The sequence below is a fragment of the Paenibacillus sp. Marseille-Q7038 genome, assembly GCF_965111595.1.
This window is the reverse complement of the sequence record NZ_CBCOOM010000001.1, coordinates 1,412,563-1,438,984: the sequence shown is the minus strand read 5'-3', so window position 1 is coordinate 1,438,984 and position 26,422 is coordinate 1,412,563. Positions and strand designations below refer to the sequence as shown.

The following is a 26,422-nucleotide window of genomic DNA, read 5'->3' as shown; positions in this document are numbered from 1 at the left end:
ATTAATCACTCCCTTAGATCCATCTTACGATCCTTATGTAGTTAGATCCTGTTCTTTTGTGCTTTGTGAAGACAGCTTGTTAGCTAATAAAAGCAGATGTTCGTTGTTTTACATTATTTAGTGATATTCTAAACAATCGGTCTACGATTGTCTCTAGCTACTTCCCCTATGCATGGAGAATACAAAGGAACCTTACTCAATTGACGTAAAAAAAGACTGCTCAATAAAGTTGAGCAGTCTCGGCCGTAAGTTTATAAATTCAAAGTAATTAATCTATGAAGATAGCAGGCTTCAAATCAATTTCCGTAAAAGCGGATTCCTGCCCATTAATGAGGAGTGCGATTCGGTGTACACCGACATAATGCTTGCGGGTCGTCAGATCAGCCCAGCGATGTTTTCTAGATCCGCTGATACGTGTCCCTCCCGCTACCGTTTTATCGGACAATAGAAACTTCTTACGTGAAACTTGTCCGCTGGACTTCACAAAATCAATTCCATACTCAATACGCAGCCGCGCAGGATCGCCTTCCCTCACAACTAAATTATAACTAAGATCACAGCTTTCTCCGATGTGTAAGGCGATTGGACTCGCCGTAATCTCTGCCTCAGATACTAATTCTGTCCCTTCCGCTGATTCCGCATATCCGAAGAGAGCCATCACCTCAGGTTCAGCTTTACGTATCAGTGTTCTGCAGCCATGTCTTACAATCCAGTCCGTATAGGGGTCGTGCCCAATCCATCTACGCGCCGTTTCTATTACGATATTCGGATGATCCTTGGCTATATCATTTAAGTTATTGGCAACACTCTTACGTACATATAAAGAAGGATCTGCCTTTAATTGTTCCAGTATGGGGAGAATCGGAGCAGGATCTTGTTTAAACAGGGTGAGGGCCTGTCCCCAAGGTAGTCTGGGTCTACACCCTTCACTGGCTAAACGTCTTACATGGTCTACAGGATGTAAAGACCATTTCCTCATTTGAACCATCATTTTCTCGGGGTGATGAATAATGAACGGTCTTACAGCAAACTCCGCAGAGGAGTGCTGGGTGAATTTCTCTAACGCCTGCATGGAGAGGTCCCAGTGCTGCTCCTCTTGACCAAAGACCTCCACAAAATCCGGCATGATCAGGTATGGAAAACCGGAACAAGATTCGCCCACGGTAAATAAGATCTGGATCGCATCCTCATAACGCTCAGGTAAAAAGGTTCCCATCGCAATCGTGATGGTACGTATCCGTTCTTTTAAAGCTTTCGCTTCAAAGCTCTCATCCATTACTTGCTGAATGAATGAATCTACTTGAAAAGGAGAATAGGCAGCCGATATTTTTCGACCTAACTGTAACAAAAAAGCTTCATTATATACATTTTTAAGCGGCTCTGCCACGGTAACACGTCCTTATAAGATTAATCATGCTGAATCATACGGTAGACCTTTTCAGACCCATGCTATCCCATTATACGTGAAGAATGCTTCTTGCCAAAGTCCTAATCCGATGAGAAGAAGATCGGACGGTTCTGACCCTACATTGAGAAGTTCCACATAAAAAAAGCAGCCCCCCGGATAAATACCGAGAAACTGCTTTTTAGCTAATTCGTGCTAAATGAAATGCTATGCATGGAATTGCTGACCATCATGTACCGCATCAACGTACTCCGCACGGATCACAAAATCACCAAAATGTTCACCGTCATTACGTTCTACAGCATATCTTGAAATGATAGGTTCAAGAGATTCCAAAATCTCTGTTTCCCCGATGTTTTCCTTATAAAGCTTGTTTAGACGAGAACCGTTATGGGCTCCGCCTAAATACATATTGTATTTGCCAGGACCTTTTCCAATAAACGAAAGTTCGGCGAGCATAGGACGAGCACATCCGTTAGGACAACCGGTCATCCGAATCACAATCTCTTTATCACGAAGGCCATTACGTTCAAGCATGGGTTCAAGTTTATCCATTAAGGAAGGTAAATAACGTTCTGATTCCGCCATAGCGAGTCCGCAGGTAGGAAGCGCGACACAAGCCATTGAACTTCTGCGAAGAGCAGAATAATGAAGACCATCTGTGAGTTTGTATTCCTGAATCAATTTTTCAATCTTCTTCTTGCTCTTGTTCCCTACATTTCCAATGATCAGGTTCTGATTCGCCGTTAAGCGGAAATCACCTTTGTGAATCTTGGCAATCTCGCGAAGTCCTGTCATGAGCGGGTAATCCTCAAGATCTACGATACGGCCATTCTGAATAAACAGTGTAAAATGCCACTTCCCATTACTTCCTTGAATCCAGCCGTAACGATCTCCGTTGTGATCAAATGCGTATGGTCTTGCTTCTTCCAATGGATATCCAAGACGAGCAGTTAATTCATTTTTAAGCCAGTCTATCCCACGATCATCAACCGTATATTTAAAACGAGCATGCTTCCGAACAGCACGATCTCCATAGTCCCGCTGAATGGTTACAATCTTCTCAGCAATATCCACCATTTGTTCAGGCTTACAGAAGCCAATGACTTTTCCGACTTGCGGATACGTTTTGGTATCCCCGTGAGACATTCCCATCCCGCCGCCGGCAGAAATGTTAAAGCCCTTCAGTTTCCCGTCTTCAACGATGGCAATAAGTCCTAAATCCTGTGAAAATACATCGACATCATTCGATGGAGGTACCGCAATCCCGATCTTAAACTTACGTGGTAAGTATACCGCTCCATAGATAGGTTCTTGTTCCCATTCGTTGTCACGGCTATCAATAATCTTCTCTTCATCAAGCCAGATCTCGTGGTAAGCACGCGTTCTCGGATCGAGATGATCACTTACTTTACGAGCCCACTCATAGACTTCTTCATGCACTTCAGACTGATAAGGGTTCGGATTACACATGACATTCCGGTTTACATCTCCACATGCAGCTAGGGTGCTAAGCAGTGCATCGTTTACTTCACGAATCGTATTTTTAAGATTCCACTTTAGTACTCCATGCAGCTGAAAAGATTGGCGAGTGGTTAATCGGATCGTGTCATTACCATACTTATGTGAGATACGGTCCATCATAAGCCATTGTTCTGGCGTGACCACTCCACCTGAGGCGCGAACACGAAGCATGAACTGATATGCCGGCTCAAGCTTTTGTTTGGCACGCTCATTACGCAAGTCACGATCATCCTGCATATAACTTCCGTGGTGCTTCATCAACCGGTTATCATCTTCCGGAATCGATCCTGTGATCGGATCCTTTAAAGTTTGAACAAGACTCCCTCTTAAAAAATCACTGCGTCGTTTAATCTCCTCGACATCACTGTGAGGCGCATTTTGAGGTGGATAAAGTTCATTTATAGCCATGCTGGTATCTCCTCTCGTATCTATATAAAGCCGCCGGCTTAATAGACATCACGCTGGTATCGTTTTTGCTGTTGAAGATCTATCAAATAATCGGTTGCTTGTTCCATCGTCATGCCGCCTTCTTGTACAAGGATTGCAGCAAGCGTGGAATGAACGTCGTGTGCCATTTTTTTCTCATCCCCACACACATATATGTATGCTCCTTCTTGCAGCCACTCGTAAATCTCACGGCTTCTTTCCTGCATCCGGTGCTGAACATAAACTTTCTGATCCGTGTCACGTGAGAAGGCAACGTCCATATTAGTAAGGATTCCGTCCGCAAGCCAGCGCTGCCATTCCACTTGATAGAGAAAGTCGGTTGCAAAATGCTGATCTCCGTAGATGAGCCAGTTCTTACCCTCGCTGCCGTTCTCTTCTCTTTCACCGAGAAATGCTCTGAAAGGTGCAACCCCTGTGCCTGGGCCAACCATGATGATCGGTGCGTCAGGGTTATCAGGAAGTTTAAATCCATCATTTTCTTGGATAAAAACAGGCAGTGTCTCTCCAGGCTGAATGCGTTCTGCCAGCTGTGTGGAGCATACTCCATACCGATTACGCCCTTTGTGTTCGTAGCGAACTGTACGCACAGTCAGATGCACTTCATCTGGATAAGCACTTGGACTGCTTGCTATAGAATAGAGTCTAGCTGGAACTTTACGAAGCACAGATACAAAGTCCTTAGCAGATACCCCTTCAAGCTTGTAATCCAGTATAAGATCAAGTAAATCGTGTTCTGAAATATAACTGCGGAGCTGTTGTTCATTACCTGGTTCAAGCAGTTTTCTCAGTTCTGCATTTGCTGTAATCTTCACAATTTGCTCAAGCAGCGGTTTAGTGAGAACAGTGATTTCATAATGGGATCGAAGAGCTTCTCTTAATGAAACTTCGCCTTTATTTTTGGATAACGGTACGAGCTCTTCTGCATTCCATCCTGAAGCTGAGATGATATCTTCAACCAGTTGCGGGTGATTCTGCGGATAAATTCCGAGACTGTCTCCTGCTTGATAAGTGAGCCCCGAACCTTCCAGAGATAATTCCAAATGCCTTGTTTCCCGGTCTGAACCTCGTCCGTTCAAATTCAGATTCTCAAGTACTTCAGCTTGGAATGGATTGGAGCGGCTATATACTGACTCTGCTGCTACCGAGGCTGCTGCCCCTACACTGCTTACACTTACTAGATTCGCTGCTGACTTCTCACCAAGAGATTCTAGTACCTGACTCATCCAATCCGTAGCAGATTCGTCAAAATCAACATCACAATCCATACGGGGTGTCAGACGATTTGCCCCCAATTCTTCAAGGCGTGTATCAAAGTCTTTACCTGTTTGACAGAAGAACTCATATGATGTATCCCCGAGCGCAAGAACGGAATATTTCAGCTGTTCAAGCTTCGGTGCACGTTTACTATTCAAAAACTCATGAAATGCAATCGCACTATCCGGCGGTTCTCCTTCTCCATGAGTACTGACTACAATGAGGAGGTTTTGAAGCTTTTTAAGTTGATTTGTCTTAAAGTCACTCATCGAGCTCAGATTCACCTGGAATCCTTGCTCCTCCAATTTTTTTGTCATTTTTTTAGCTAGACTGCTGCTGTTACCTGTTTGAGAACCAAACAGTACGGTAATGTCCTTACTAACTACAGCTACAGGAGCTGAAGTCTCATGGATTGTGGAAGCTAGACTACTTGTTCCCTCACTAGAGACAACTTGAGTTCCCGCAGATTGTTTGGCAGTAAAATATCCACTTAGCCAAATGAGCTGTGTTTGTGATAGAGTAGGTAATAAACGATTAAGTAGTTCCGTCTGTTCCTGAGTAAATGGGCTGTTATTCGCCTGAAGTTCCAATAAGATCCACCTCGGATGATTGAATTTAATTCTCAGTAAGTTCATCAGAATTATTTATCTATACTGAAACTACCACAGCTGTTAATACCTGGTCAATTAGAATCATCTTATAGTACTTATTAGTTAAGCTGATAAACCTTATTAGGAACCCCTATTTGCATCCAAAATGAAAAAACTTCCACAAGATCAGGTCCATGACCCAAGTGGAAGTTCTCCTTATTTCTATAGATGAATTAATTTCATAACTTATTAAAACGTTAGTTTTCTTTATTTCCATACATTAGTTCCGTACTTTTATTATACAATTCTAGAATATTTCCGAACGGATCTTCGCAATACTGCAGGTAATAAGGTTTACCATTCCTCGTATTCCACATTTCACTTGTTTTTTTACCGCCTGTAGCTTCAATCCGGTTAGCCACCGCTTCAATATCGTCTACCAGCAAACATAGATGAAAGAATCCATCATATTTTCCCTTTGGCACCTGTGTTCTTCTCGGCTCCTCGAATTCAAATAATTCAAGTCCCACTTGATTTCCACAAGTTAAATGAGCATTTCGCATCTTTCGTACTTCTTGTCCCTGCAGATCGTTCGTCATATTGTGTTGTTTCTCTTTATCTTGATCGAAAGAGTATGGACCTGCTATTTTTTCAAAACCGAGCACTTCTTCATACCAACGTATCGCTTGATCTAAATCTGGAACGGATAATCCAATATGTGTAATGGCGATCATCTGTACATCCCTCCTTCCTCTTCATACCCTTTTTATAAGGATCATTAATCAAAAAATACGTTCTTAATTGATTCTGCGTGAACCTCATCACTGCATAGCTCTTCAAAAACATGGTTAGTAATATAGGGAGTGTATGATGAGAGAATGAAAGAACATATGTAAAAAAGGAGAGGATTTATCATGACAGATAATCTAATGAAAGCGGTAGGGTTATATCGATATTTACCCATCGAAGATCCAGAAAGTCTCATAGACCTTTCCATAGAAAAACCAACTCCGTCCGGTCGAGATTTGCTAGTAAAAGTAAAAGCGGTATCTGTAAATCCTGTAGATACAAAGGTCCGAGCACCTAAGGATAAAAAAGAAGAACAGCCCAAAATACTTGGTTATGATGTGGCGGGTATTGTGGAAGAAGTAGGCGAGTCCTGTACCATATTTAAACCAGGAGATGAAGTATTCTACGCAGGAACGATCACTCGCCAAGGGGGAAATAGTGAGTTTCATCTCGTGGATGAGCGAATTGTCGGCCATAAACCTGCTACATTAACCTTTGCTGAAGCGGCAGCCCTGCCTTTAACAGGCTTAACTGCATGGGAAGGGATGTTTGATCGAATTGGTATTTCTGAGAATGCAGCGGATAATCATAATAAAACAATTCTCATTATTAGCGGAGCCGGTGGTGTTGGCTCGGTAGCAACGCAGCTTGCTAAACATGCTGGTCTTACGGTCATTGCAACGGCTTCTCGCCCAGAATCTATCAACTGGGTTAAGAAACAAGGAGCAGATCATGTGGTGAATCATAGAGAAGATCTGGTCTCCCAAGTTAGAGAACTAGGTTACACTTATATTAACTATATCTTCTGTCTAAATAGTACGGGAGAGCATTATGAAGCGATGTGTGAACTGGTTGCCCCCCAAGGGACAATAGGTACCATCGTTGAATCCGATTATCCTCTCGACCTTTCTCCGCTAAAAAGTAAAAGTGCAGGATTTGTATGGGAGTATATGTTTACTCGGGCCATGTATGCGACTGAAGATATGATTAGACAGCACGACATCCTTAATAAACTAAGTACACTTGCGGATCAGAAGAAGATCCATACAACCCTTACGGAGAGACTTGAACCTATTCATGCGGCCAATCTTCGAAAAGCCCATTCGATCGTCGAACAAGGGGATATGATTGGGAAATTAGTACTCGAACATTTTTAGCAAAATAAAAAGAAGGGACAGCATGCTCGCTGTCCCTTCTTTCATTCTAATATAAGAAGATTTCCCTAAGAAGACCTTGTTATTCTTTTGTTTTATTCTTCTGTTACTGCATCCGTAGATTTTAGGAACTGTACTGCCATTTTTGCGAGTTGTTCCCTAGTAGCTATATCTTTTGGCTGAAATTGGCCCCCATTCCCTTCCATAATACCAAGCGCTTTAGCTGCATTCACAGCTGATTTTGCATAAGCACTTACCTTGGAAATATCACGGAATTCAGCTTCCTTATACCCTGGAATATCGGTTAATTTCTGACCTGTTTTGTATTCATACGCTTTCATCAGCGCAGTTATCATTTCTTCACGGGTGATGTTTTGTTCTGGGCGGAACGTATGATTAGGATCTCCTTCTACAATTCCAGCGGATGTCAGGGCATTTATATAACCGCTGTAAAACTTCCGAGGCTCAACATCTGTGAATTTACGATTTACTGTTGTCTCCTCAGATAGATCTAACATCCGGCCAAGAATGACTGCAATTTGTCCCCTAGTCACCTTCAGCTTAGGCGCAAATTTATCGTCTGTTATTCCGTTTACGATCTGTCTTGTACTTAGATATTCGATATCATTTTTCGCATAGCTTAGATGAATATCACTGAAGGTATGAGTAGATTCAAGCAAGAAGTAGGTTCCCGTTTGTTTTGTTTCTAATAGATTGACCTGTTCCTCATATACATCACTTACGTAATGAAGCTTTTGATCACTAGATTTCTTATACCATCCTATTTTGTTCAGGTTTAGCACTTGTTCTGATGAGTACAATCCCTCTAGCAATATAGGTTTTATGAAATGATGAATTTCACTCGTGGCACCACCATTTCCATTTTGGATGACCTTCATTGAGAAATTCAGTCCATCTCCCACTGCTTTCATAGAAGCAGCATGAATAGTTGAGGCATCCGATGCTTTAGATAAGGTGATTACAAAAGATCCATTAGGAATCAATTGTTTCGCCTCTATCGCCCCTGCTGGGATTGTGACACTTCCTGAGTTTGATATAAACTGAACGCCTGATGATAATAGATGGACTTGTTCTACAAAAGAAGTCGGCAGGTAGACGGATATCTTCTCCCCTTGAACTGATTTCGTATCGATTACTACCTGAAGCTCTTGCTGCAATGTAAGCAGGAGATCTTTATGCTGTGTTTTATCTAGTTTTGAAATCTGATCCCATGCCCTATGAAGACGTTTATAGGATTGATTCAATGCGGAGGAGTCAGGTGTTACGATTGTAGTTCCGGTCTGATCTATGGTGGTACTGAATTTGGTCACAATGAGCAGCGGTTTGACTATATTCATGATTTCTTTTGCAGCTGTCTTCGAATCCGTAGGAATATTAGTAAGCAAAGCAGTTAACTCTTGCTCCCACTTCTCTTCTTGACCTGAAACGGAAGGCACGGCAGGAGTTGTAGGGTGTGTTGGTTTTGACGGTACAGAAGGTTCTGAAGGCTCTGGCACCGCTGGGTTTTCAGCAGATGAATTCATTTGGATAATGACAGCGGTAAGTGGCTCCAAAGTGATGGAATCTTTCTTCAGAACATAACCGGTAGGGTTCTGGATCTGTGATATCCCGGCTTCATCTTGATCCACGACAACTTTTCCTTTTGTTAAATCAACAGGAAGTGTTAATGTTCTCTCTGAAAGGTCTGCGTTTAAGAAGACATAGAAATCACCTGTTTGATCCGTTGATTGATTTTTGTAGGCAATGATTAAATCGTTCTTATTTATCTCTGGGGCCGCAATTAAACTGATATTACGGTCAACCAGTTCTTTATCTCCCAGACGAAATGCATTGGTTGATTTACGTAGTTGAATAAGTCCCTCTGTATACTTTCGTGTTACGTTATTTACGGGATATTGATTGCTATCCGTAGCCTTGGACCAATCAAATTTATTAATTGCATCAGAAGAATCGTAGGAATCATGAATAAAATATCCAAAGACTTCACCTTCCTCATCTTCAAAAGCATGATACTTCTGCTCCGGAACTCCTGTTCCGAACCACTGTTTCGTTCGTCCATATTCTTGACCAGCATGAAGGAATGCCGTACCTTGTGATGTAAGAATCATGAGATTCCCTAGCCGGATACGCTGATGAATTTCCACATCATTTTCCGGAATGGCAGGGTTCTTCTTAATGGACTGCGCAATGACATCATATAAAGGCAGATTGTCGTGGGCTTCGATATACTGAACCATATCTCCGGGGTCGTCTGCTGGTGTATTGCTTGGCTGTCCTTTAATATTGCTCAGAATGAGCTCTATATCACGAGCTCCTCCGGTAAGAAAACGCGGCTCTCCTTCGGAACCAAATCCAGATTTGAGTTCATTTCGGATCTCATCAGAGAACACACCCACATCATCCGTCTGGTCCATCCAGTCTTGATCTGCACCCTGTCCGGCAAGAGAAGGTTCTGCTAATGCACCGCTAAAAGTTCTCCATCCTTCTCCGATGAATAGAGCATTTGGATTAAGCGCTGCTGCTGCATCGTACGCTTTTTGAATGGAGCGGTACGTGGCATCGCCCATCATATCAAAGCGCATACCATCAATTTTGTATTCTTCAAACCAGTATTTTACGGAATCGATCATTAATTTTTCAGCCATTGCATGATTCGTAGCGAGGTTGTTACCGAATCCCCCGACGAAACTCCCTGTTTCTTCCTGCCATGCGTAATAATTAGGCACAATATCATTCAAAAATTCTGCTTTTGCCATATGGGTATATACAACATCTAGAACGACTCCCATACCGGCATCATGAATCGCATCGATCATTTCTTTCGTTTCACGGATCCGCAGCTCCGGATTAGTTGGGTCTTCGGAATATGCACCATCGGGGGAGAAGTAATGATGCGGATCATAACCCCAGTTGTACTCATTATTTTTAGCAGAATACGTTAGTTCCCGTTCGTCCATCTTCGTCTCATCGCCATAATACCAAGCCATAATAGGAAGAAGCTGTACGTGAGTTACTCCTAACGATTTAATGTAGTTAAGTTTTTGTTTAACTGCTGCATACGATCCCCATCGCGTATCACCTAACTCACCTTCTATAGAAGGATCCGATGTAAAATCTCTCACATGCAGTTCGTAGATTACCGCATCTTCCCTCTTCTTATATCCATCAATCGTTGCATAATCGTATCCTTGCGGGTTCGTACCCTCTAGATTTACTATGGCTGCTTTCCCAACGGTATCACCATCTGGACCTGCGTTTCCGTTCGTACCGACTTGAAACACAGCCATTGATTTCGCGTAAGGATCTAATACTTTACGGCTTTCTCCGTTATTCACTACCTCATACTGATAAAAGTAACCTTTCAAATCAGTTGTATTCATCTCAGATGGCTGAACTTCTGCTTCCCATACGCCTTTCTCACCCAACGTAAGCGGCTTGCTTCCAATCCTATTCGTTGAGTCATCCTTGTCGTAGACGTTCAAGGTTACGCTCGAAGCCGTTGGAGACCAGATTTTAAACGTCACTTTTTCGGGTGCATAGCTAGCCCCAAGATCGTTACCATCATACGAATACTCAGCATCGATCATTTTATAGTCGGTTACAGACGTGACTGCGATCTCTGCATAAGTGATGGTTACGGGCAATTTGTCCATTGTCACTTCTGCTGCGAGATTAACGATCCTGTCACTCACGATCTCCGCCTTATTCACTTGAACCAATTCATCATTACGGTCTTTGACGATGATTTCGTTTAAGAGCTGTTCATCTGACAGTCCTTTTGTTCCTGAAAAGTGGAGCCGAATCTGACTTTCGGAAGTTACTTTTGCCGATAATAATTCGGTAGTAATCTCTGGTTCCTGAGGATATACTTTATCAGATCCTTTCTTCACCCATACTTCATTCACAGACAAGTTGTCTACGTAGACCATTTTGTCTCCTCCGTCTTTTTGTCCAGTCTCCCGGTTTACGATTAGAAACCCTACTTTTTGTGCAGCTTCTTTTAGCTGTATATCGATGTAGGCTCCATATGTATCCTGTTGTTCTGCAGAAAAGGGAATTGCATCTGTAGGCCAGGTTTGGGGTGGAGAAACCACATCTTCCCATATCCATACCCCGTATCCCTCACCGTCTCCTTCGTAATGAATGCGTAGATGATGTTCAGGAACCCCATTGTCCGCGGCCGAAGCAGTGAGTGCATGCCAGCCTGATCCTGTAATCACGAGCATAAAAACGAACAATAACATAGCCATTAGCCTGACAGAATACATCATAAAAAGTCCTCCTTCGTTTGATTTATTCAGTTATCAAAAAGCATATCTCTTTTGTGGAAACGTTTGCACAAAACAGCGATCTTTGCTCTTTTTTGTCGAGTTTCAGAATGATCTAACGCCTCAGAAAGAAGGATACCACCTCGTTTCTCTACTTTTACTAAGAATAGTATTGGTTATCACTTCTATATCTATATTTCTGCCTCACTCCACAATGAAACCGTTTGCACTAATATATTACCGTTTGTTTTTACATCCAGTCAACCCATAAATTTGTAATTTTGTATTCGACTCAAAAAACTCCCTGCTTCAACGAAGCGGAGAGTTTTCGTGTGTTCCTTTAAATCAGGATTTTGAAAATAATTAATGGTAGGGAACTCGTACTTTATTCAACTTCTATATCTTCTGTTATACTAAAATACATGTGATTAAGAAGAGGAGAGTTTGTATTTATGCAGCCTTTTACAGCAAGAGTTATAGATATCATACAATCGATTCCAGAAGGAAAAGTGATGACCTATGGCCAAGTAGCTGCCTTGGCAGGCAGTCCTCGGGCAGCAAGGCAAGTCGTACGAATCCTGCATTCAATGAGCGAAAAATATAATCTACCTTGGCACCGGGTAGTAAATAAGCAAGGGGAAATCTCGATGAGTGATGAATGGGACCGTTCATTGCAGCAAAGTTTGCTTGAAAGCGAAGGGATTGAGCTCGATCTTTCGAAGCAAATTGACCTTACGAGATATCAAATTTGAGCCCTTCTAAAGTGAATAAAATAAGGACAGATTAGGCATCTTGAAGAGAAGTAAATAACAAAGGAAGTCTGATATGTTCCGTAAACGAATCCCAAAGAATTTAACTCCAGAATCGGTTTATATAGGCGCCCTACTATCACTCGTTGCAGGTTACCTCGATGCTTATACTTACATTGGCAGGGATGGAGTGTTCTCTACCGCCCAAACAGGGAATATGGTTCTTCTCGGTATTGAGGCTGCCAAGGGGAACGTGCATGAAGCTCTTGTACGCATCCCACCTATTGCAGCCTTCATAACCGGAGTATTCGTCGCGCAAATGCTCAATCATCCCTGGATCATACGAAAATTATTAGATCCTTCGAGAGCTGTACTTTTGCTAGAGATTCTTGTTCTTTTCGGCGTTGGGTTTCTTCCTGCTGCCGTTCCTAACATGATTGTAACGATTTTAATTGTATTTGTCGGCTCCCTGCAAATCTCGACCTTTCGTTCTCTAGAGGGTTGGACTTATAATACGACCGTGACAACAGGGAATTTATATACAGCATCTAGAGCCCTCTATATTTCTTTGTTTCGTAAAGATCAATCTGCATCCGTTCAATTTAAAAAGTTTGCCACGATCATCAGTTCATTTCTAGGTGGGGCTTTTATCGGAACATTTGCCACGTATCATCTAGAAGATCAAGCGGTATGGGTTGCAAGCGGTCTTCTTCTTATTGTCTTTTTTATGATGTGTGTTTCTCCTGCTCAGCGTGCTGCACACGAATAAATATGAATCAGGAGAACTCCTATTTTCTTTTGCTTTTACGTCCTATATACAACAAGTGAGAAGATACGCCGAGGATCGAAGGGTCAGTTGCCGTTTGAATCATAAGAGAAATAAACTTCTGATAAGCTTCTTCCCCCTGCTCTTTCCAGTATTCTTGTGCTTTTGTGTCCAGCAATCCTCCGATACTCGTTGAACCAATCAGCTCGATCATACTGAATCCGTTACTTTCCATAAAAGGCTGAATTTCTTCCACTCCATAGTAATAAGCACCCGTAAATCTGCCTGGTTCATCATGTGTAAAGCTGCTACTGGATAAAAATGCTTCGATCCCTTCCATCGTATGATTCGGCTTCCAATGATTAGGATTCTGAAGTGAATTGAACAGCATTCTCGTGCGGGATTGGAATGCGACAAAGACGATTCCTTCCTCTCTCGTCACTCTATATAGTTCCTGGACTGCTGTCATTCTTTCATCTTCTCTTTGAAGATGGTACATAGGCCCAAGCATCAGACTTGCATCAAATGAGTTATCTGTTAGCTCATGTAAATCTGTCGCATTCTGAACATAAAAACCACTAAACGCAGACTCTAATTGCTGCTTTTTTGCTTGCTCTTTCGCAATATCAACAAGGGCAGGCGTTACATCAGATAAACTGATTTGGTATCCTTCTTGTGCGAGCTTCATGGCATATTTTCCGGGTCCGGCCCCGTTATCCAGCAGATGTCCCTGCTGCGGTAAATACTTATTTATAAAATGCATGTTCACGATAAACTCCAATGGTTCGCGGTCAAGCCTTCCCCATTCGTCAAAACGGGAATAGTAATCAATAATATGATTCATGGTAACTGCCTCCCTTATAGAAAATAAAAAGCCCGCCGCCTCAAAAGAGGCGACAGGCTGACGTCTGACGCGGTACCACTCTTCTTTGTGATGAAATATAGACAATCCTACATCTTATATTCTCACCACATCTTAAAGACCTGTTAACGCTGGTTAGACGGAGTATCAATCATCATGATCCACTCTTGCTCCGGGGTGAGCAGTTCTTCGGCCATCATCCTGCCTCTCAGCATACCAGCAGTTCTCTGTAGATTCGCTTCCGAAAAACGAGACCCATCATCACATATGTATGTATATTTTTTACAGTATAATATCTAACTACTATAAATGCTATAGCCAATATGTAAGCCCCATAACAAAAAGATTTCACACAAATTATAGAACGTCTCTATCAATCCTTTTTAGAAAAAGGTATACCAATCTCTAAACAAAAAGGCAACTGCGATGAGTATCCCAGGATCTATGTATTCACGTGACTTACGCCCCCGTGCATGTTGTTCCCATCTACTTGAGGAGATGTCCCTTTCACTCATCCCTTGACGCTTTTTCATTCTCCGCTTGATGTACCGTTTGATATCTACATATAGAGAAGAAATAAGCCAGATCGCGCCCACCAAGTATAAGACTAGTGCTATATAATCATTCCACATGACTTCGCTCAAATCTCCGCTTATGATACGGCGCATCGTTACTATAAACCCATTCTCTACGTCATTATCCATAACCATTCCCATTCCATCTTCCTTTGATGACTGACTAAAAAGCTTATAGGGTCCGCTGTATCACCTACAAATACCAATCGCGAAATAATTCCCATAGAATATGAAACAATTTAGATAAAAATATAGCAAGAAAATAACCTGTGAATCGCATGTCTTTGAATTTATTATTGTTTTTACCTAACAAAGTCATCCCTTTTCCATTATTAAAGGTTCGCTCGACTTTCCATCTACGCAACATAACCACTAGTAAGATCATCACGCCGGTCACTAAAGAGATAAAACCTAAAGAATAGAATAACCCCCCGAGATAATGGTTCCACATAAGTTCATTTCTACGTCCATTAAATATATTTGATAGGATTTCTTTATATGTTAGACTCTCGGGGATAGTATATATTTCCACATCTTCAGGACTTATAAACAATATTATAATCCGGTAAGTCGTTAGCAATAAAAATGATAATAGAGCTGTTCCTATCAAGAAAAGGACGATCCAGTCCACTCGTTTGATCTTCTCATGATGAACTAAGCGGTTTCTACCCCTTCTTGTTATTCTACTCACGGCTCTAATCATCCAGATACAGATTAAAATGACACCACAGCTAAGTACTACGGCTACCGCTGCCAAGGCAATAACATTCCAAGTTTCGATCACAATTAAAGCTCCTCTGATGACTGTACTAGGTGATCAAAACCTGCTCGTTTCATTAGTTCAAGATGTAATGAGATAATACACTTTGTACTTCATAAATATTTGTACTTTTATTAAAGTTTTTCTGAATCGGTACCGTACTGCTGGAGATAAAGATTTTCAGCTCAGCTTCCATATCGAAATGTCCTGCCGTCTCAATGGAATAATGTGAGATACTTTTATATGGAACCGAATGATACTCCACTTTTCTCCCAGTTAACCCTTGTTTATCGACAATAATCAGACGCTTATTCGTAAAAATAAACATATCCCTTATTAATTTGTACGCACGCTCAATCTGTTCGCTTGGTGCAAGCAAAGGAGCAAACTCCTTCTGTATTTCATTTAAATTGACTTGAGAAGCATTTCCTAACAATCCATCAAAAAAACCCATGTCTAATCCCTCTTTCTAAAAATCGTTTGTTCCCATATTATATAGGATATTTATAGAAATGAGCAGTGAAATTCAGGAAAAACAAACCCCAATATTTACTCAACCAAACAATTTTATAACTTATTAAAAGATATTATGAATTAATTCACTTCATAACAATAAAAAGAACACAGCCTCCTTTTAGTGAGGTTGTGTTCTTTAGCTTACTTATATGAAGGATGAATTTAATTAGTCAAGTACAATGGATTTATTCATCTCAGCCCAAGCCGCAGGACCAATAATGCCTAGTCTCCACAGAGCTATTCCTTTGAGATCGTACCGTTTGGCAAGACCAATCTTACTGTTAATGCTCGCTGCATCTTCACTACCTCTGGATATACCCAGGAGCAATTTTTCTTTACTTGTCTCTTTCAGTGCAAGGCGAATCGCTTCGTCTACCTTGGCAAGAGGTTCTGGTCCTTTTTCATTTTCGAAAGCATATGCCATGATGATGAGTTCATCCGCAAGATTTCCTAGCGTTTTATAGTCGTAGCCTTTGTAGGAACTGTTGATCGGATGGAGAGCAAGAGTTAAGGTAAGTCCTTCCGAGTGAGCGCGCGTAGCCATCGCTTTGACAAAAGCATTGTAATCACTCTTCACCTTGGCAGAATCACCAGTGAGTCCAAGTCCTTCAAAATCAAGTGTAATTCCTTTAAAACCTTTTTCTACAGCAGTAGTCACTATACCCTCAATTGTCTTAGCTTGAAGCTGCTTATCTTCTAGATTCTTCGTAAGCTCAAGTTGTCCATCTAACGCATATACCATGAAAGAAGGTGCTGTACCCACACTCTGTGCTTCTTGTACTATCGTCTCTCCTGTGATGTCCCCTAGTGAAGAAGGCCATTTGTATTCATCACCTGTGGTTGTAAAGTTTCCGTCCCGGTCAATTCGTCCCCAACCGAAAGCTGCAGCATCTAGGCTTGGCAGATACTTAATTTCATCATAAGAACGAAGAGCGTAGAATCCCAGTGTATACATTTCTTCTCTTGGAGAAGTGATCGATACCGTTTTTGCGGCTTGATTCCAACCAACGGCTGCTCCAAACTGCTGACTGAAGAAGCTTAGCGGGATCATTGTCGTATTACTGATGGTCCTTGGTGCGAGAGTAAGAGGTACATTTTGTCCATTTACCTTAGCTGTCTTACTTCCCATCGTAAGTTCCACCACTTTACTTCCTTCATCTGTCCGCTTGGTAGCCGTTATTTTTTTAAGTTTCTGATTCCACTGCACTTCAATGCCAAGTGCTTCAGAAATCGCCCGGAAAGGAACCATAGTTGTTCCGCTAATTACGACAGGTGCTACGGGAAACGGTAGCGAGTAACCGTCCAGCACTATTTTCACTTGATTCGTTGCTGCATAAGTGGAAGGAATACCGGTACTACCAACCGTACCTCCTAGTAGTATCGCACAGCTTAATATTAATTTTCCCCATGGTTTCATATGTTTTCCCCATTCTTCTGTAATAGTGGTAATTAACTATTAATCTAGCAACTACCACTACTATTCTACTATAAATCTACAGTAAAATGGGTTATTTTGCTTATCTTGGTTTATAAAAACAGAAAAAAACCGTACATGACGGTTTTTTGAGTAACGGCTATGTGACACATCAGAGTTATAGATACAAAGAATCTACATACTGTTTGTCTGCATTTTCAAGAGGTGTATATCCTTCTTTGATCAATGTTCTGACCGTAGTTTCTTTTAGTACCCAGATTAAATATTTGTTCAAGAGCGCCCATACCGCAAAACCTACCAGAAAGGCGGGAAGAAATGACGTGGACACCAGGATGGAGAAGAACATGATGATCATCTGAGCTAAAATAAAATACAATATAATGAGCGCAGGCAAAATCATACGCGTTGGTTTTACTTTTCGGTATACGTTAAATAGGCGAAAAGAGCCAACCCAGTTCAAAGAGCCTGATGCTTTGATCGGTACTTCAAGTTCCTTATTTTCTTTTCCAAAAGTGAGTATATTTTTTTTGTTTTTCTCTCGTTTCAAGTGCTAATCCACCTTTAGTTACTTAGTAATCAAACGCTACTTCAAGAGTAACATATTTAGCTGTGATTATCGAATCCCCCTTATTAAAGATAAGCGAGTTTTATTTTTACTTCATTAATATATGCTCAAAGATGTTTACCAGGATCAATTAGAAAACCGCCTCCTATGAAGTGACCCCTTAAAGTTAGACACGGTTATTTCATTAGGCAACTTTTTCAAAATGAGTTCGGTATTGCACTGGACTCATTTTGAATTTTGCCTTGATCCGTTTCATATTATAGTAATTGATATATTTTTCTAATTCTGATTTAAAATGTTCTTACTTTCAAATTCCTTTAAATAGAGGAACTCTGACTTCATAATGCCAAAGAAGTTCTCCATTACAGAGTTGTCGTAACAGTTTCCTTTACGTGACATACTTTGAATAATTCTTCTTGATTCAAGGGCATGACGATATTGCTTCATTTGATAGTGCCATCCCTGATCTGAATGTATCAATAGTTTATGTTTTTTCGGGAGACGTTCTAAAGCCTTTTCTAACATCTCTGAAACAAGTGAATACGTTGGTCTAGAGCCGATTGTATAGGTAATAACTTCTCCGTTAAACAAGTCTAACACAGTTGATAAATAGAGCTTCTCACCAAATAATTTAAATTCTGTAATATCCGTAACCCACTTTTCATTCGGAGCTTCTGCCGTAAAGTTACGGTTTAGAATATTTGGCGCAATTTTGCCCACCGTTCCTTTGTACGATTTATATTTTTTCATGCGAACTACGCTTTTTAAGCCTAATTCTTTCATGATACGCGCACTTTCTTATGGTTCACCTTTTGCTCACGATTGGCTAGTTCATCTCGAATGCGACGATAGCCATATCGACCTTCATGTTCCTCGTAAATCGCTTTGATTTCAGCCTTCAAGTCAGCATCTGGATCTGGACGATCTAGCTTCTTCACTACATCGTAATATGTGCTTCGTGGAATAGCGAAAATGCCACAAGCGCCTTCACCGAGTATTTATGCCTTAATTCATAGATGACCTTTACTTTGTCTTCCTTGGTGATTTTTTCTTGTTTTGAACTAAGGCATTTAACTTTTTTAAATACTCATTTTCCATTCGTAAACGTTCCACTTCTGCCTGTAAGGCCTCTACGGACCCTTCTACTAACGTTTGATTCTTTCGTTTGATCGATTCTTTTTTCACGGATGGACGCCCCTTTTTCTTTGGTCTTAGGGCGTCCATTCCATGTGATTTTAAGCTCTCTTGCCAGCTTAAAATGGTGCTATGACTTGCAATATTAAATATTGCGGCCGTTTCTCTAGCAGACGTCCCGAATTCGTTCATATAATTAAGTACGTCTAGTTTATCCTGTATGGAATACGGTGTATAGCGCTTTTTAAAAACTTCTTCACCATGGTGCTCATATTGCTTAATCCAATTTAATAAGACAGAATGATGGATTCCTATCGATTTCGCAATCGATTTTATTCCTTCCGATCCATTTTGATAACGCATAACTGCTTGTAATTTTTTATCTGAACTAAACTTAGCCATATAAAAACTGCACCTCCAATGTTAGTTAATGTCTAACATTTGGGGTGCAGTTCACTAAGGAGACGGTTTCTTTCTTTCGTGTTATTTATCAAGATGATAAGTTACTGTAGAAATGACGACGTCCTTATGACGGAAAAGATAAGCTCGAAGCAGCAGACTGGTTTGATTATGAAGAACATATTGCCACCAGTGTTTTGTAATAAACTGTGGAATCAAAATCGTGATATGGTCCGTCTCATTTTTCTTCCATTCCACCGTATCTATGAATTTAATGAGCGGCTTTACAATACTTCGGTAACTGGATCTCAGGGTAATGAGTCTAACGCCTGGATTCCATCCCTCCCACTTCTCTTCCATCTTATGAATGCTGTCATCATCAAAGCCTACATATACGGCAACCACATTATCGGTTAAAGACTTGGCATAACTGAGTGAATTGCGAACAACACTTGTAATTCCCCCAATGGGAACGACGATCGTACTTCCTTTAATTTGTAGTTTGTCTTCCTGAATATTAATTCGAAGCTGATTTGCTACTTGGATGTAGTGACGGTGAATCCGCATAAAGATCCAAATAACCAGCGGTAAGAAAATAAAGACGGCCCATACTTGACTGAATTTGGTGAAGATAAAGATCAGTGTGATACTTAGAGTAGTCAGCATCCCAATCGTATTAATAAGTAGCTTAACATACCAGCCAGATGGTTTTAGCTTAATCCAGCGGATCATCATACCAAGTTGGGACAAGGTAAATGGGATAAATACCCCCACCGCATACAGCGGGATCAACCCTTCTGTATTTCCATGGAAAGCAATTACGAGTACAGCAGATAAGACGCCAAGGAAAATGATACCGTTGGAATAACCGAGCCGATCACCACGAACGAGAAACATATGTGGCATAAATTTATCTTTTGCTAACATAAATGCAAGTAATGGAAAAGCAGAATAAGCAGTATTCGCTGCTAAAAATAAAATCAGTGCCGTAACCCCTTGGATAATGTAATAAATCGTTCCTCTGCCAAAAACGGAATTCGCAATTTGCGATACAACCGTTTCTTTTTCACTGGGTACAATCCCATACCAGTAGGCGAGTAAACTGATACCTAAAAACATAAATCCAAGTATAGAGCCCATCATAACTAATGTTTTTGCAGCGTTCTTCTCTGCTGGAGCCCGGAAGTTAGGAATGGCATTGGATACCGCTTCTACACCCGTCAGCGCAGAACAGCCGGAACTGAAAGCTTTTAGCAAGAGAAAGAGACTTACATTGTTTGCGGCGCTTCCCCATTCCACCGGAATGGCCGGTTCTGCTCCACCCATAGCGTATTTAATAAATCCGGTAATAATCAGAACAACAATGGCAAAGACAAATAAGTAAACCGGTAATGCAAGGACCGAGGCAGATTCCGTAATCCCCCGCAGATTTAGAATCGTAAGCAGTAGAATCATGGTGAGTGCAATAAGAACCCGATGATCATGAAGCACTGGAAAAGCTGATGTAATCGCGTCCGTTCCTGCGGAAGAACTTACGGCAACAGTCAAGATGTAATCGACAAGCAAGGAACCTCCTGCGAGCAGACCGCTTGATAACCCGATATTATCTTTTGCTACGATATAGGCGCCTCCGCCTGAGGGATATGAATAAATCGTTTGTCTATATGAGAATATTAGAATAACGAGTAGTCCGAGTACTGCAAGTGAAATTGGTATGGAATACCAGGCAGCTGCAGCACCCACTACCATCAAAACAATGAGAATTTGTTCTGTACCATAAGCTACTGACGATAACGCATCCGAAGAAAGTACGGCGAGTGCTTTTAATTTACTTAGTTTCTCTCCTTCTAATTCGCTATTTTTCATAGGGCGTCCAATCAATAATCGCTTCATTTTTCTAACCATAATGATCTCCCTCTTTACCCCGTATCTAGTGCTGAGTTTTTATTGTTTATGTATATATCTTCTCAGCAGATGAATCATACTCCCATTGCCTTTAGATGGTAAAGGAGCACGAAGGTCGAAAGAAATCAAACGAAGCCGAATTCATACAGGAATTATGTACCTCAGCTTAAAAACCTCTTCGTAGCTTTCTATATCTCGCTCAATTGTTTTTTTATGAGAAAAAGAAAAGTTTTTTTTGAAAAAGGGAACTTTTTAAATGATAAGTTTGTCTATATCTTTGGAAAAAATATTTCACATCATGAGAATTTAGAAGGAGTTGCTAAGAAAATGAAGAAAATGATTTTAATGTTGATGACGTTTACGATGGTGATCGCTGGTTGTGGAACACAAAAAGCGGAGGAAGTTAATGAAGTTAACGTACCCGTAAGTGAATTAATGCAGGTTGTTTCGGAGCAAACGGAGATGAACACTGCTCAGTTCTATAACATAAATCTTAAAGAGGATACGGAGACGGCAAAAAACCTAGGTATCGATCCGGCTACAATTGAAGAAGGACAGTACATGAAAGCGATGATGAGTGTACATGCCGATGAATTCATTATTTTAAAAGCCTCTGATTCTTCTAAAATAGAAGAACTAAAATCCGCATTGGAGAAAGAAGTCGCAAATCAAGAACAACTTTGGAGCACTTATTTACCAGAACAATATGAAAAGGTGAAAAACCACATTATTAAGCAACAAGGCAACTATTTAATCCTCCTTATTTCAAACGATGCTGAAAAAATGGAACAAGCCTTTACTAATGCTTTGACTTCCGAGAGTAAATAAATCGCGAACCCTTTGAAGGATGACTGGAGGGAATATCCTTGGTTTTTAGCTCTGTAGCCTTTTTGTTTTACTTTTTACCCATAGCTTTACTTGTCTATTATGTAGCGCCGCAGCGATGGAAGAATGCGGCGCTTCTTCTTATTAGTTTGCTCTTCTACGCTTGGGGAGAACCGGTATATATTCTTCTTCTCCTGTTTTCCTCCGTCATAGATTACATGAATGGTCTCCTAATGGATCGATATGAACAGCGTGAGAAAATACGCCGACTTATCCTTGTATTTTCCCTAATCGTAAACATTGGTGTATTGTGTTTTTTCAAATATGCTGATTTTCTTATTCATTCGGCGAACGACCTGCTGGGTACTAACTTTGCGGCTCTGGATCTACCGCTTCCGATCGGAATCTCTTTTTATACATTCCAAACGATGTCTTATATCATTGATGTTTACCGCCGTAATGTCCCTGCTCAGCGGAGTTTTATCAACTTTGCAGCATTTGTATCCATGTTCCCGCAATTAGTAGCAGGACCTATTGTCAGGTATGAGGATATTAATAAACAGCTTGCTAAACGTCACGTATCCATAGAGCTTTTTGCAAGTGGTGTGCGGCGCTTTATCATCGGTCTAGCCAAGAAAGTACTGCTTGCCAATAACATTGGTATGCTGTGGGACACCACGTTATCTGGAAGCAGTGAACTAACCTTCACAGGTGCGTGGATTGGGATTATAGCATTTGCTTTTCAAATTTATTTTGACTTTAGCGGGTATTCAGATATGGCCATTGGACTGGGTAGAATGCTCGGCTTTGAATTTCCTGAAAACTTTCGTTATCCCTATATATCTGAAAATGCATCCGAGTTCTGGCGAAGATGGCATATTACGCTCGGCTCGTGGTTTCGAGATTATGTATATTTCCCGCTCGGGGGAAGCAGGGTTCGTAAATGGCGGCTCCTCGTAAACCTATTTATAGTGTGGTTTTTAACTGGATTATGGCATGGAGCCAGCTGGAACTTTGTGCTGTGGGGCTTGTATTTTGGTTTCCTTATTGCGTCCGAGAAGTTATGGCTTGGAAAATGGCTCGAAAAGATTTGGCGTCCTTTCCGGCACCTGTATTTTATAGCTGTCATCCTGATCGGCTGGACCTTATTCGCTATTGAGGATCTTACTCTACTTCCTCACTATCTTCATGTGATGCTTGGATTTAGCCAAGCGGCACGGATAAGTGGAACGAATCTTTATTATCTACAATCGTATGGAGCACTGCTCGTGGTATTAACGTTCGCTTCAACACCTATTGCTGCTCGTTTCACATCAATACTAAATAACAGAATGAATCGTACAGTCATGGCGATCTTGGAAGTGATTGTCTTAACCATCCTTCTCCTTGCATCCACAGCGTACATTATTGATGACTCGTATAATCCATTTCTGTATTTCCGTTTTTAGGAGGTGATGATCGTTGGATCACAAAAGAGCAGTTATCGTAACCAGCGGCTTTCTTCTATTTATCAGCTGTTTTGGTATGTGGAGCTTATGGGAACCGGACCGGACCTTATCCGAATTTGAAAATCGCGTCTTAGCTAAGTTCCCCTCCTTCTCCTGGGATAAACTCTGGAGTGGACGATATACAGATCAATTGGACGATTATCTAGTGGATCAGTTTGTAGGTCGTGACAACTGGGTCGGACTTAAATCAGATATGGAGCGAATGTCAGGTAAGACGGAGAATAATCAAGTATTCTTCGGTAGTTCAGGATATCTGTTTGAACGGTTTATTTACGAAGAGGAACAGTTGGGCCAGAATATAAAACAGATTGCTCGTTTTGCTGAGCGTCATCAGAAGGATGTAGATTCGTTATCTCTTCTGCTTGTTCCCAACTCCCAAACGCTGAATGGCGAGTATTTACCCAAATATGCGGAAGCAACGGACGCTCCCCAGTCACCACTGATGGATCAAATCTTTAGCGAACTGAGTGGACGGGTTGCGCCCGTTGATATCAGAGAAGTACTACAGCAGAAGAAAAGTACCGCACAAATCTATTATCGTACCGATCATCACTGGACGACACGCGGCGCGTACTATGGATATCAAGCCTTTGCGGATACGATTGGCCTCTCTCCTACTCCTGAAGCCGAACTTGAGGCAAAGCAGTTCAGCGATTCGTTCTACGGTACGTTTTATACAAAAGCAAACCAGCGTGATATTACTCCTGATCGTCTGGAATTGCTGGAGTCTTCTCTTCCTGAATACGAAGTATGCATTGAGGGACAGAACACATGTGAGAATTCTTTTTACGATATGGATGCACAGAATGAGCGGGATAAATATAAGGTGTTCTTTGGCGGGAACTTCCCGCTTGTCACGATCAACATTCCTCATGAGGAAGCTAATAAAGATCGCAGTATTATCGTGTTTAAAGACTCCTATGCTAATGCAATGGTGCCGTTTCTAGCCCAGCATTACTCCACCATTCATATGATTGACATGCGTTACTTCCGGATGGATGTAGACGAGTATCTGGAGGAACATCATTTTGATGATATGCTTCTGTTGTATAGCGTAGCGACTATAGCTCAAGAAGATATTTTTAAATGGCTTAATTAATATTTAGGATCTCCGTAAAGAAAAAAGTTGATGGTGACTTTTATCTTTACGGATTTTTATTTTGTAGATGAATCGTTTGGTTAACTTAATATTTATTATGTAAACTAATAATTCATTTCTTGGAATGTACGATGTTCGATTTTTTAATACGTCAATTAGATACGATCTTACTCTCCGAAGTTTCCTTCTATCAGGGTTACATTATGAGTATTCGCCTACACCATAGTCTGCTGTCCTCCATATAATGGACGATACCGTGTTTGTAAGGATAACGGTGTAATCATCTTTGCACTAGGGAGTTGTTATGGTGAATTCAAAAGTGAAACTGACTGGTAAAGTGATTTTCCGAGGAGATCCGGGATATGAGGCAGCACGTAGAAATTGGGATCCTCATACAGACAGATATCCGAAAGTATTTGTTTTTGCTCTAAAAACGCAAGATGTGGCTAATGCTATAAAATGGGCTCGTCATCATCAGATCCCCATTCGGGCCAGAAGTGGACGACATGCGCTCGAGAACAACCTCTCGCAAGTTAACGGTGGCATCGTAATAGATGTGAGCAAGATGCAAAACATTAAGCTGGATAAAAAGAACGGAACGGTCATTGTTGAGACAGGGAATCAAGTCGGAAGAATTGCGAAAACCCTTGCTGCGCAAGGATTTATAGCACCATTTGGTGACAGTCCAACCGTGGGAATCGGCGGAATCACACTCGGTGGAGGAATCGGACCGTTACAGCGAACAATTGGGCTTATCAGCGATAATCTGATTGGACTAGAAATGGTCGATGCAAATGGAAAAGTAATTATAGCTAATCATAAGAAAAATGCTGATCTTCTATGGGCCTCCCGTGGGGGCGGCGGCGGTAACTTTGGAATATGCACAAAATACAAATTCAAAGTGCGCAAAGCTCCTGCGAAGGCTACCGTATTTAAGATTACGTGGCCATGGAATCAATTCGAAAAGGTATTGAAAGTATGGCAACGGTGGGCTCCTTCTGTCGATACAAGACTTGGAAGTGAACTGAATATTGGCCCTAAAAAAGGCGGCAACGTCACCATGGAAGGCTTGTTCCTCGGATCAAAAACAGAGGCACTCCGCCTACTTAAGCCTATTACATCCGTCGGAACTCCAACGGGGAGTATTATCCGGTTATTACCTTACACAGAAGTAGTGAACTTCTTATTAGCACCAGATCCGGTACTTACCCAAAAATACAGCAACCAGTTCTCCTCAGGGTTCGGAAAATCTATTTTTCCTGACAAAGCCATAAAAGTAATGCGAGAATTTCTAGAGAATGCAGAGGCAGATTCAACAGCCGGTTTCTTTTTCCTCAACTGGGGCGGTGCGGTAAGCCGCGTTTCACCAAAAGCGACTGCTTTCTTCTGGCGTAATGCCAAATTTTATGTAGAATGGAATACCTCCTGGATTAATCCAGCCGATGCTGCTAAAAATATCGCCTTAACTCGTAATACACGCCGTAAGTTACAACCTTATATCGTAGGGTCTTATATTAACGTACCAGACCAAGGCATCAAAAATTCAGGACCGGTATACTATGGAACAAACTATGCTAGATTACGTAAAGTAAAAGCGAAGTATGATCCTAAAAATGTATTTAATAATCCCCAAAGTATTCCGCCTGCTCGTTAAGGATAGTTATCTCCAGTGTGACACTCAAACTATTATCTATCTATAGCTTAAAATACTCTTATAGACATGAATGTGAAAACACTTTTGATAATGAAGAAAGGGTCGCCTATAAAGCAGTCCCTTTTTCTATTTATCTATGTTATTTGATTTGTATTATTGCACCATGTTTATTTGATATGTTCTTGAACTGTCTTTTTAAAATTGCTAATCAAAAAATC

19 protein-coding genes and 1 pseudogene are annotated in these 26,422 nt (G+C 41.2%); 7 read left to right on the top strand and 13 right to left on the bottom strand.

Going from position 1 to position 26,422, the window contains the following annotated elements:
- Nucleotides 1–268: 268 nt before the first annotated feature.
- The 4 genes from ACWPWY_RS06950 to ACWPWY_RS06935 all read right to left on the bottom strand — a co-directional run bounded on the left by ACWPWY_RS06950 (nucleotide 269) and on the right by ACWPWY_RS06935 (nucleotide 5,954).
- Complete coding sequence (locus ACWPWY_RS06950; RefSeq protein ID WP_454191004.1) at nucleotides 269–1,387, bottom strand: hypothetical protein; 1,119 nt, start codon at nucleotides 1,385–1,387, stop codon at nucleotides 269–271.
- Between the two features lie 225 nt (nucleotides 1,388–1,612).
- Nucleotides 1,613–3,337 carry an assimilatory sulfite reductase (NADPH) hemoprotein subunit gene (gene cysI / locus ACWPWY_RS06945; RefSeq protein ID WP_454191003.1) on the bottom strand — a complete coding sequence of 575 codons (1,725 nt, stop codon included), beginning with the start codon at nucleotides 3,335–3,337 and terminating at the stop codon, nucleotides 1,613–1,615.
- A 38-nt stretch (nucleotides 3,338–3,375) separates the two neighbouring features.
- Nucleotides 3,376–5,220 (bottom strand): assimilatory sulfite reductase (NADPH) flavoprotein subunit, encoded by a 1,845-nt coding sequence (locus ACWPWY_RS06940; RefSeq protein ID WP_454191002.1) that lies wholly within the window; start codon nucleotides 5,218–5,220, stop codon nucleotides 3,376–3,378.
- 257 nt (nucleotides 5,221–5,477) lie between these two features.
- Complete coding sequence (locus tag ACWPWY_RS06935) at nucleotides 5,478–5,954, bottom strand: VOC family protein (protein ID WP_454191001.1); 477 nt, start codon at nucleotides 5,952–5,954, stop codon at nucleotides 5,478–5,480.
- Nucleotides 5,955–6,134: 180 nt separating this feature from the next.
- Here ACWPWY_RS06935 and ACWPWY_RS06930 point away from each other — a divergent pair, with 180 nt between their 5' ends.
- The gene (locus ACWPWY_RS06930) at nucleotides 6,135–7,166 is read left to right on the top strand and encodes a zinc-binding alcohol dehydrogenase family protein (RefSeq protein WP_454191000.1); all 1,032 of its coding nucleotides are present in this window, start codon (nucleotides 6,135–6,137) and stop codon (nucleotides 7,164–7,166) included.
- Between the two features lie 92 nt (nucleotides 7,167–7,258).
- On the opposite strand, the gene ACWPWY_RS06925 is transcribed toward ACWPWY_RS06930, so the two are convergent.
- Complete coding sequence (locus tag ACWPWY_RS06925) at nucleotides 7,259–11,455, bottom strand: S-layer homology domain-containing protein (protein ID WP_454190999.1); 4,197 nt, start codon at nucleotides 11,453–11,455, stop codon at nucleotides 7,259–7,261.
- Between the two features lie 449 nt (nucleotides 11,456–11,904).
- Here ACWPWY_RS06925 and ACWPWY_RS06920 point away from each other — a divergent pair, with 449 nt between their 5' ends.
- On the top strand, nucleotides 11,905–12,204 hold the full coding sequence (locus ACWPWY_RS06920; RefSeq protein ID WP_454190998.1) for an MGMT family protein: 300 nt from the start codon (nucleotides 11,905–11,907) through the stop codon (nucleotides 12,202–12,204).
- A 73-nt stretch (nucleotides 12,205–12,277) separates the two neighbouring features.
- Nucleotides 12,278–12,970, top strand: a complete 693-nt coding sequence (locus ACWPWY_RS06915) for a YoaK family protein (RefSeq protein ID WP_454190997.1) — start codon at nucleotides 12,278–12,280, stop codon at nucleotides 12,968–12,970.
- 19 nt (nucleotides 12,971–12,989) lie between these two features.
- On the opposite strand, the gene ACWPWY_RS06910 is transcribed toward ACWPWY_RS06915, so the two are convergent.
- The 8 genes and pseudogenes from ACWPWY_RS06910 to ACWPWY_RS06875 all read right to left on the bottom strand — a co-directional run bounded on the left by ACWPWY_RS06910 (nucleotide 12,990) and on the right by ACWPWY_RS06875 (nucleotide 21,118).
- Nucleotides 12,990–13,811: a class I SAM-dependent methyltransferase gene (locus ACWPWY_RS06910; protein WP_454190996.1), complete on the bottom strand. Its 822-nt coding sequence runs from the start codon at nucleotides 13,809–13,811 to the stop codon at nucleotides 12,990–12,992.
- Nucleotides 13,812–14,212: 401 nt separating this feature from the next.
- On the bottom strand, nucleotides 14,213–14,545 hold the full coding sequence (locus ACWPWY_RS06905) for a hypothetical protein (protein WP_454190994.1): 333 nt from the start codon (nucleotides 14,543–14,545) through the stop codon (nucleotides 14,213–14,215).
- A 52-nt stretch (nucleotides 14,546–14,597) separates the two neighbouring features.
- A complete protein-coding gene (locus ACWPWY_RS06900) occupies nucleotides 14,598–15,188 on the bottom strand; it encodes a hypothetical protein (protein ID WP_454190993.1) in 591 nt (196 codons plus the stop codon).
- A 52-nt stretch (nucleotides 15,189–15,240) separates the two neighbouring features.
- Nucleotides 15,241–15,618: a PH domain-containing protein gene (locus ACWPWY_RS06895; RefSeq protein WP_454190992.1), complete on the bottom strand. Its 378-nt coding sequence runs from the start codon at nucleotides 15,616–15,618 to the stop codon at nucleotides 15,241–15,243.
- Nucleotides 15,619–15,846: 228 nt separating this feature from the next.
- Nucleotides 15,847–17,097 carry a stalk domain-containing protein gene (locus tag ACWPWY_RS06890; RefSeq protein ID WP_454190991.1) on the bottom strand — a complete coding sequence of 417 codons (1,251 nt, stop codon included), beginning with the start codon at nucleotides 17,095–17,097 and terminating at the stop codon, nucleotides 15,847–15,849.
- Between the two features lie 175 nt (nucleotides 17,098–17,272).
- Nucleotides 17,273–17,662: a hypothetical protein gene (locus ACWPWY_RS06885; RefSeq protein WP_454190990.1), complete on the bottom strand. Its 390-nt coding sequence runs from the start codon at nucleotides 17,660–17,662 to the stop codon at nucleotides 17,273–17,275.
- Nucleotides 17,663–17,864: 202 nt separating this feature from the next.
- Nucleotides 17,865–19,216, bottom strand: a pseudogene (locus ACWPWY_RS06880) (IS3 family transposase).
- A gap of 81 nt (nucleotides 19,217–19,297) precedes the next feature.
- Nucleotides 19,298–21,118 carry an APC family permease gene (locus ACWPWY_RS06875; RefSeq protein ID WP_454190989.1) on the bottom strand — a complete coding sequence of 607 codons (1,821 nt, stop codon included), beginning with the start codon at nucleotides 21,116–21,118 and terminating at the stop codon, nucleotides 19,298–19,300.
- Between the two features lie 327 nt (nucleotides 21,119–21,445).
- Between ACWPWY_RS06875 and ACWPWY_RS06870 the strand changes: the two genes are divergently transcribed.
- From ACWPWY_RS06870 to ACWPWY_RS06855, 4 genes are all read left to right on the top strand, one after another.
- Complete coding sequence (locus ACWPWY_RS06870) at nucleotides 21,446–21,946, top strand: DUF4358 domain-containing protein (RefSeq protein ID WP_454190988.1); 501 nt, start codon at nucleotides 21,446–21,448, stop codon at nucleotides 21,944–21,946.
- Nucleotides 21,947–21,984: 38 nt separating this feature from the next.
- Nucleotides 21,985–23,391, top strand: coding sequence for an MBOAT family O-acyltransferase (locus tag ACWPWY_RS06865; protein WP_454190987.1), 1,407 nt, complete (start codon nucleotides 21,985–21,987; stop codon nucleotides 23,389–23,391).
- Between the two features lie 13 nt (nucleotides 23,392–23,404).
- On the top strand, nucleotides 23,405–24,550 hold the full coding sequence (locus tag ACWPWY_RS06860; protein ID WP_454190986.1) for a DHHW family protein: 1,146 nt from the start codon (nucleotides 23,405–23,407) through the stop codon (nucleotides 24,548–24,550).
- A gap of 304 nt (nucleotides 24,551–24,854) precedes the next feature.
- Complete coding sequence (locus ACWPWY_RS06855) at nucleotides 24,855–26,204, top strand: FAD-binding oxidoreductase (protein WP_454190985.1); 1,350 nt, start codon at nucleotides 24,855–24,857, stop codon at nucleotides 26,202–26,204.
- Nucleotides 26,205–26,422 lie beyond the last annotated feature (218 nt).

What these genes read in the sequence shown, in the direction of transcription:
- cysI (WP_454191003.1), bottom strand. Translation starts at nt 3,337, where the DNA reads ATGGCTATAAATGAACTTTATCCACCTCAAAATGCGCCTCACAGTGAT.
- ACWPWY_RS06935 (WP_454191001.1), bottom strand. Translation starts at nt 5,954, where the DNA reads ATGATCGCCATTACACATATTGGATTATCCGTTCCAGATTTAGATCAA.
- ACWPWY_RS06930 (WP_454191000.1), top strand. Translation starts at nt 6,135, where the DNA reads ATGACAGATAATCTAATGAAAGCGGTAGGGTTATATCGATATTTACCC.
- ACWPWY_RS06925 (WP_454190999.1), bottom strand. Translation starts at nt 11,455, where the DNA reads ATGATGTATTCTGTCAGGCTAATGGCTATGTTATTGTTCGTTTTTATG.
- ACWPWY_RS06920 (WP_454190998.1), top strand. Translation starts at nt 11,905, where the DNA reads ATGCAGCCTTTTACAGCAAGAGTTATAGATATCATACAATCGATTCCA.
- ACWPWY_RS06915 (WP_454190997.1), top strand. Translation starts at nt 12,278, where the DNA reads ATGTTCCGTAAACGAATCCCAAAGAATTTAACTCCAGAATCGGTTTAT.
- ACWPWY_RS06910 (WP_454190996.1), bottom strand. Translation starts at nt 13,811, where the DNA reads ATGAATCATATTATTGATTACTATTCCCGTTTTGACGAATGGGGAAGG.
- ACWPWY_RS06905 (WP_454190994.1), bottom strand. Translation starts at nt 14,545, where the DNA reads ATGGGAATGGTTATGGATAATGACGTAGAGAATGGGTTTATAGTAACG.
- ACWPWY_RS06895 (WP_454190992.1), bottom strand. Translation starts at nt 15,618, where the DNA reads ATGGGTTTTTTTGATGGATTGTTAGGAAATGCTTCTCAAGTCAATTTA.
- ACWPWY_RS06890 (WP_454190991.1), bottom strand. Translation starts at nt 17,097, where the DNA reads ATGAAACCATGGGGAAAATTAATATTAAGCTGTGCGATACTACTAGGA.
- ACWPWY_RS06875 (WP_454190989.1), bottom strand. Translation starts at nt 21,118, where the DNA reads ATGGTTAGAAAAATGAAGCGATTATTGATTGGACGCCCTATGAAAAAT.
- ACWPWY_RS06870 (WP_454190988.1), top strand. Translation starts at nt 21,446, where the DNA reads ATGAAGAAAATGATTTTAATGTTGATGACGTTTACGATGGTGATCGCT.
- ACWPWY_RS06855 (WP_454190985.1), top strand. Translation starts at nt 24,855, where the DNA reads ATGGTGAATTCAAAAGTGAAACTGACTGGTAAAGTGATTTTCCGAGGA.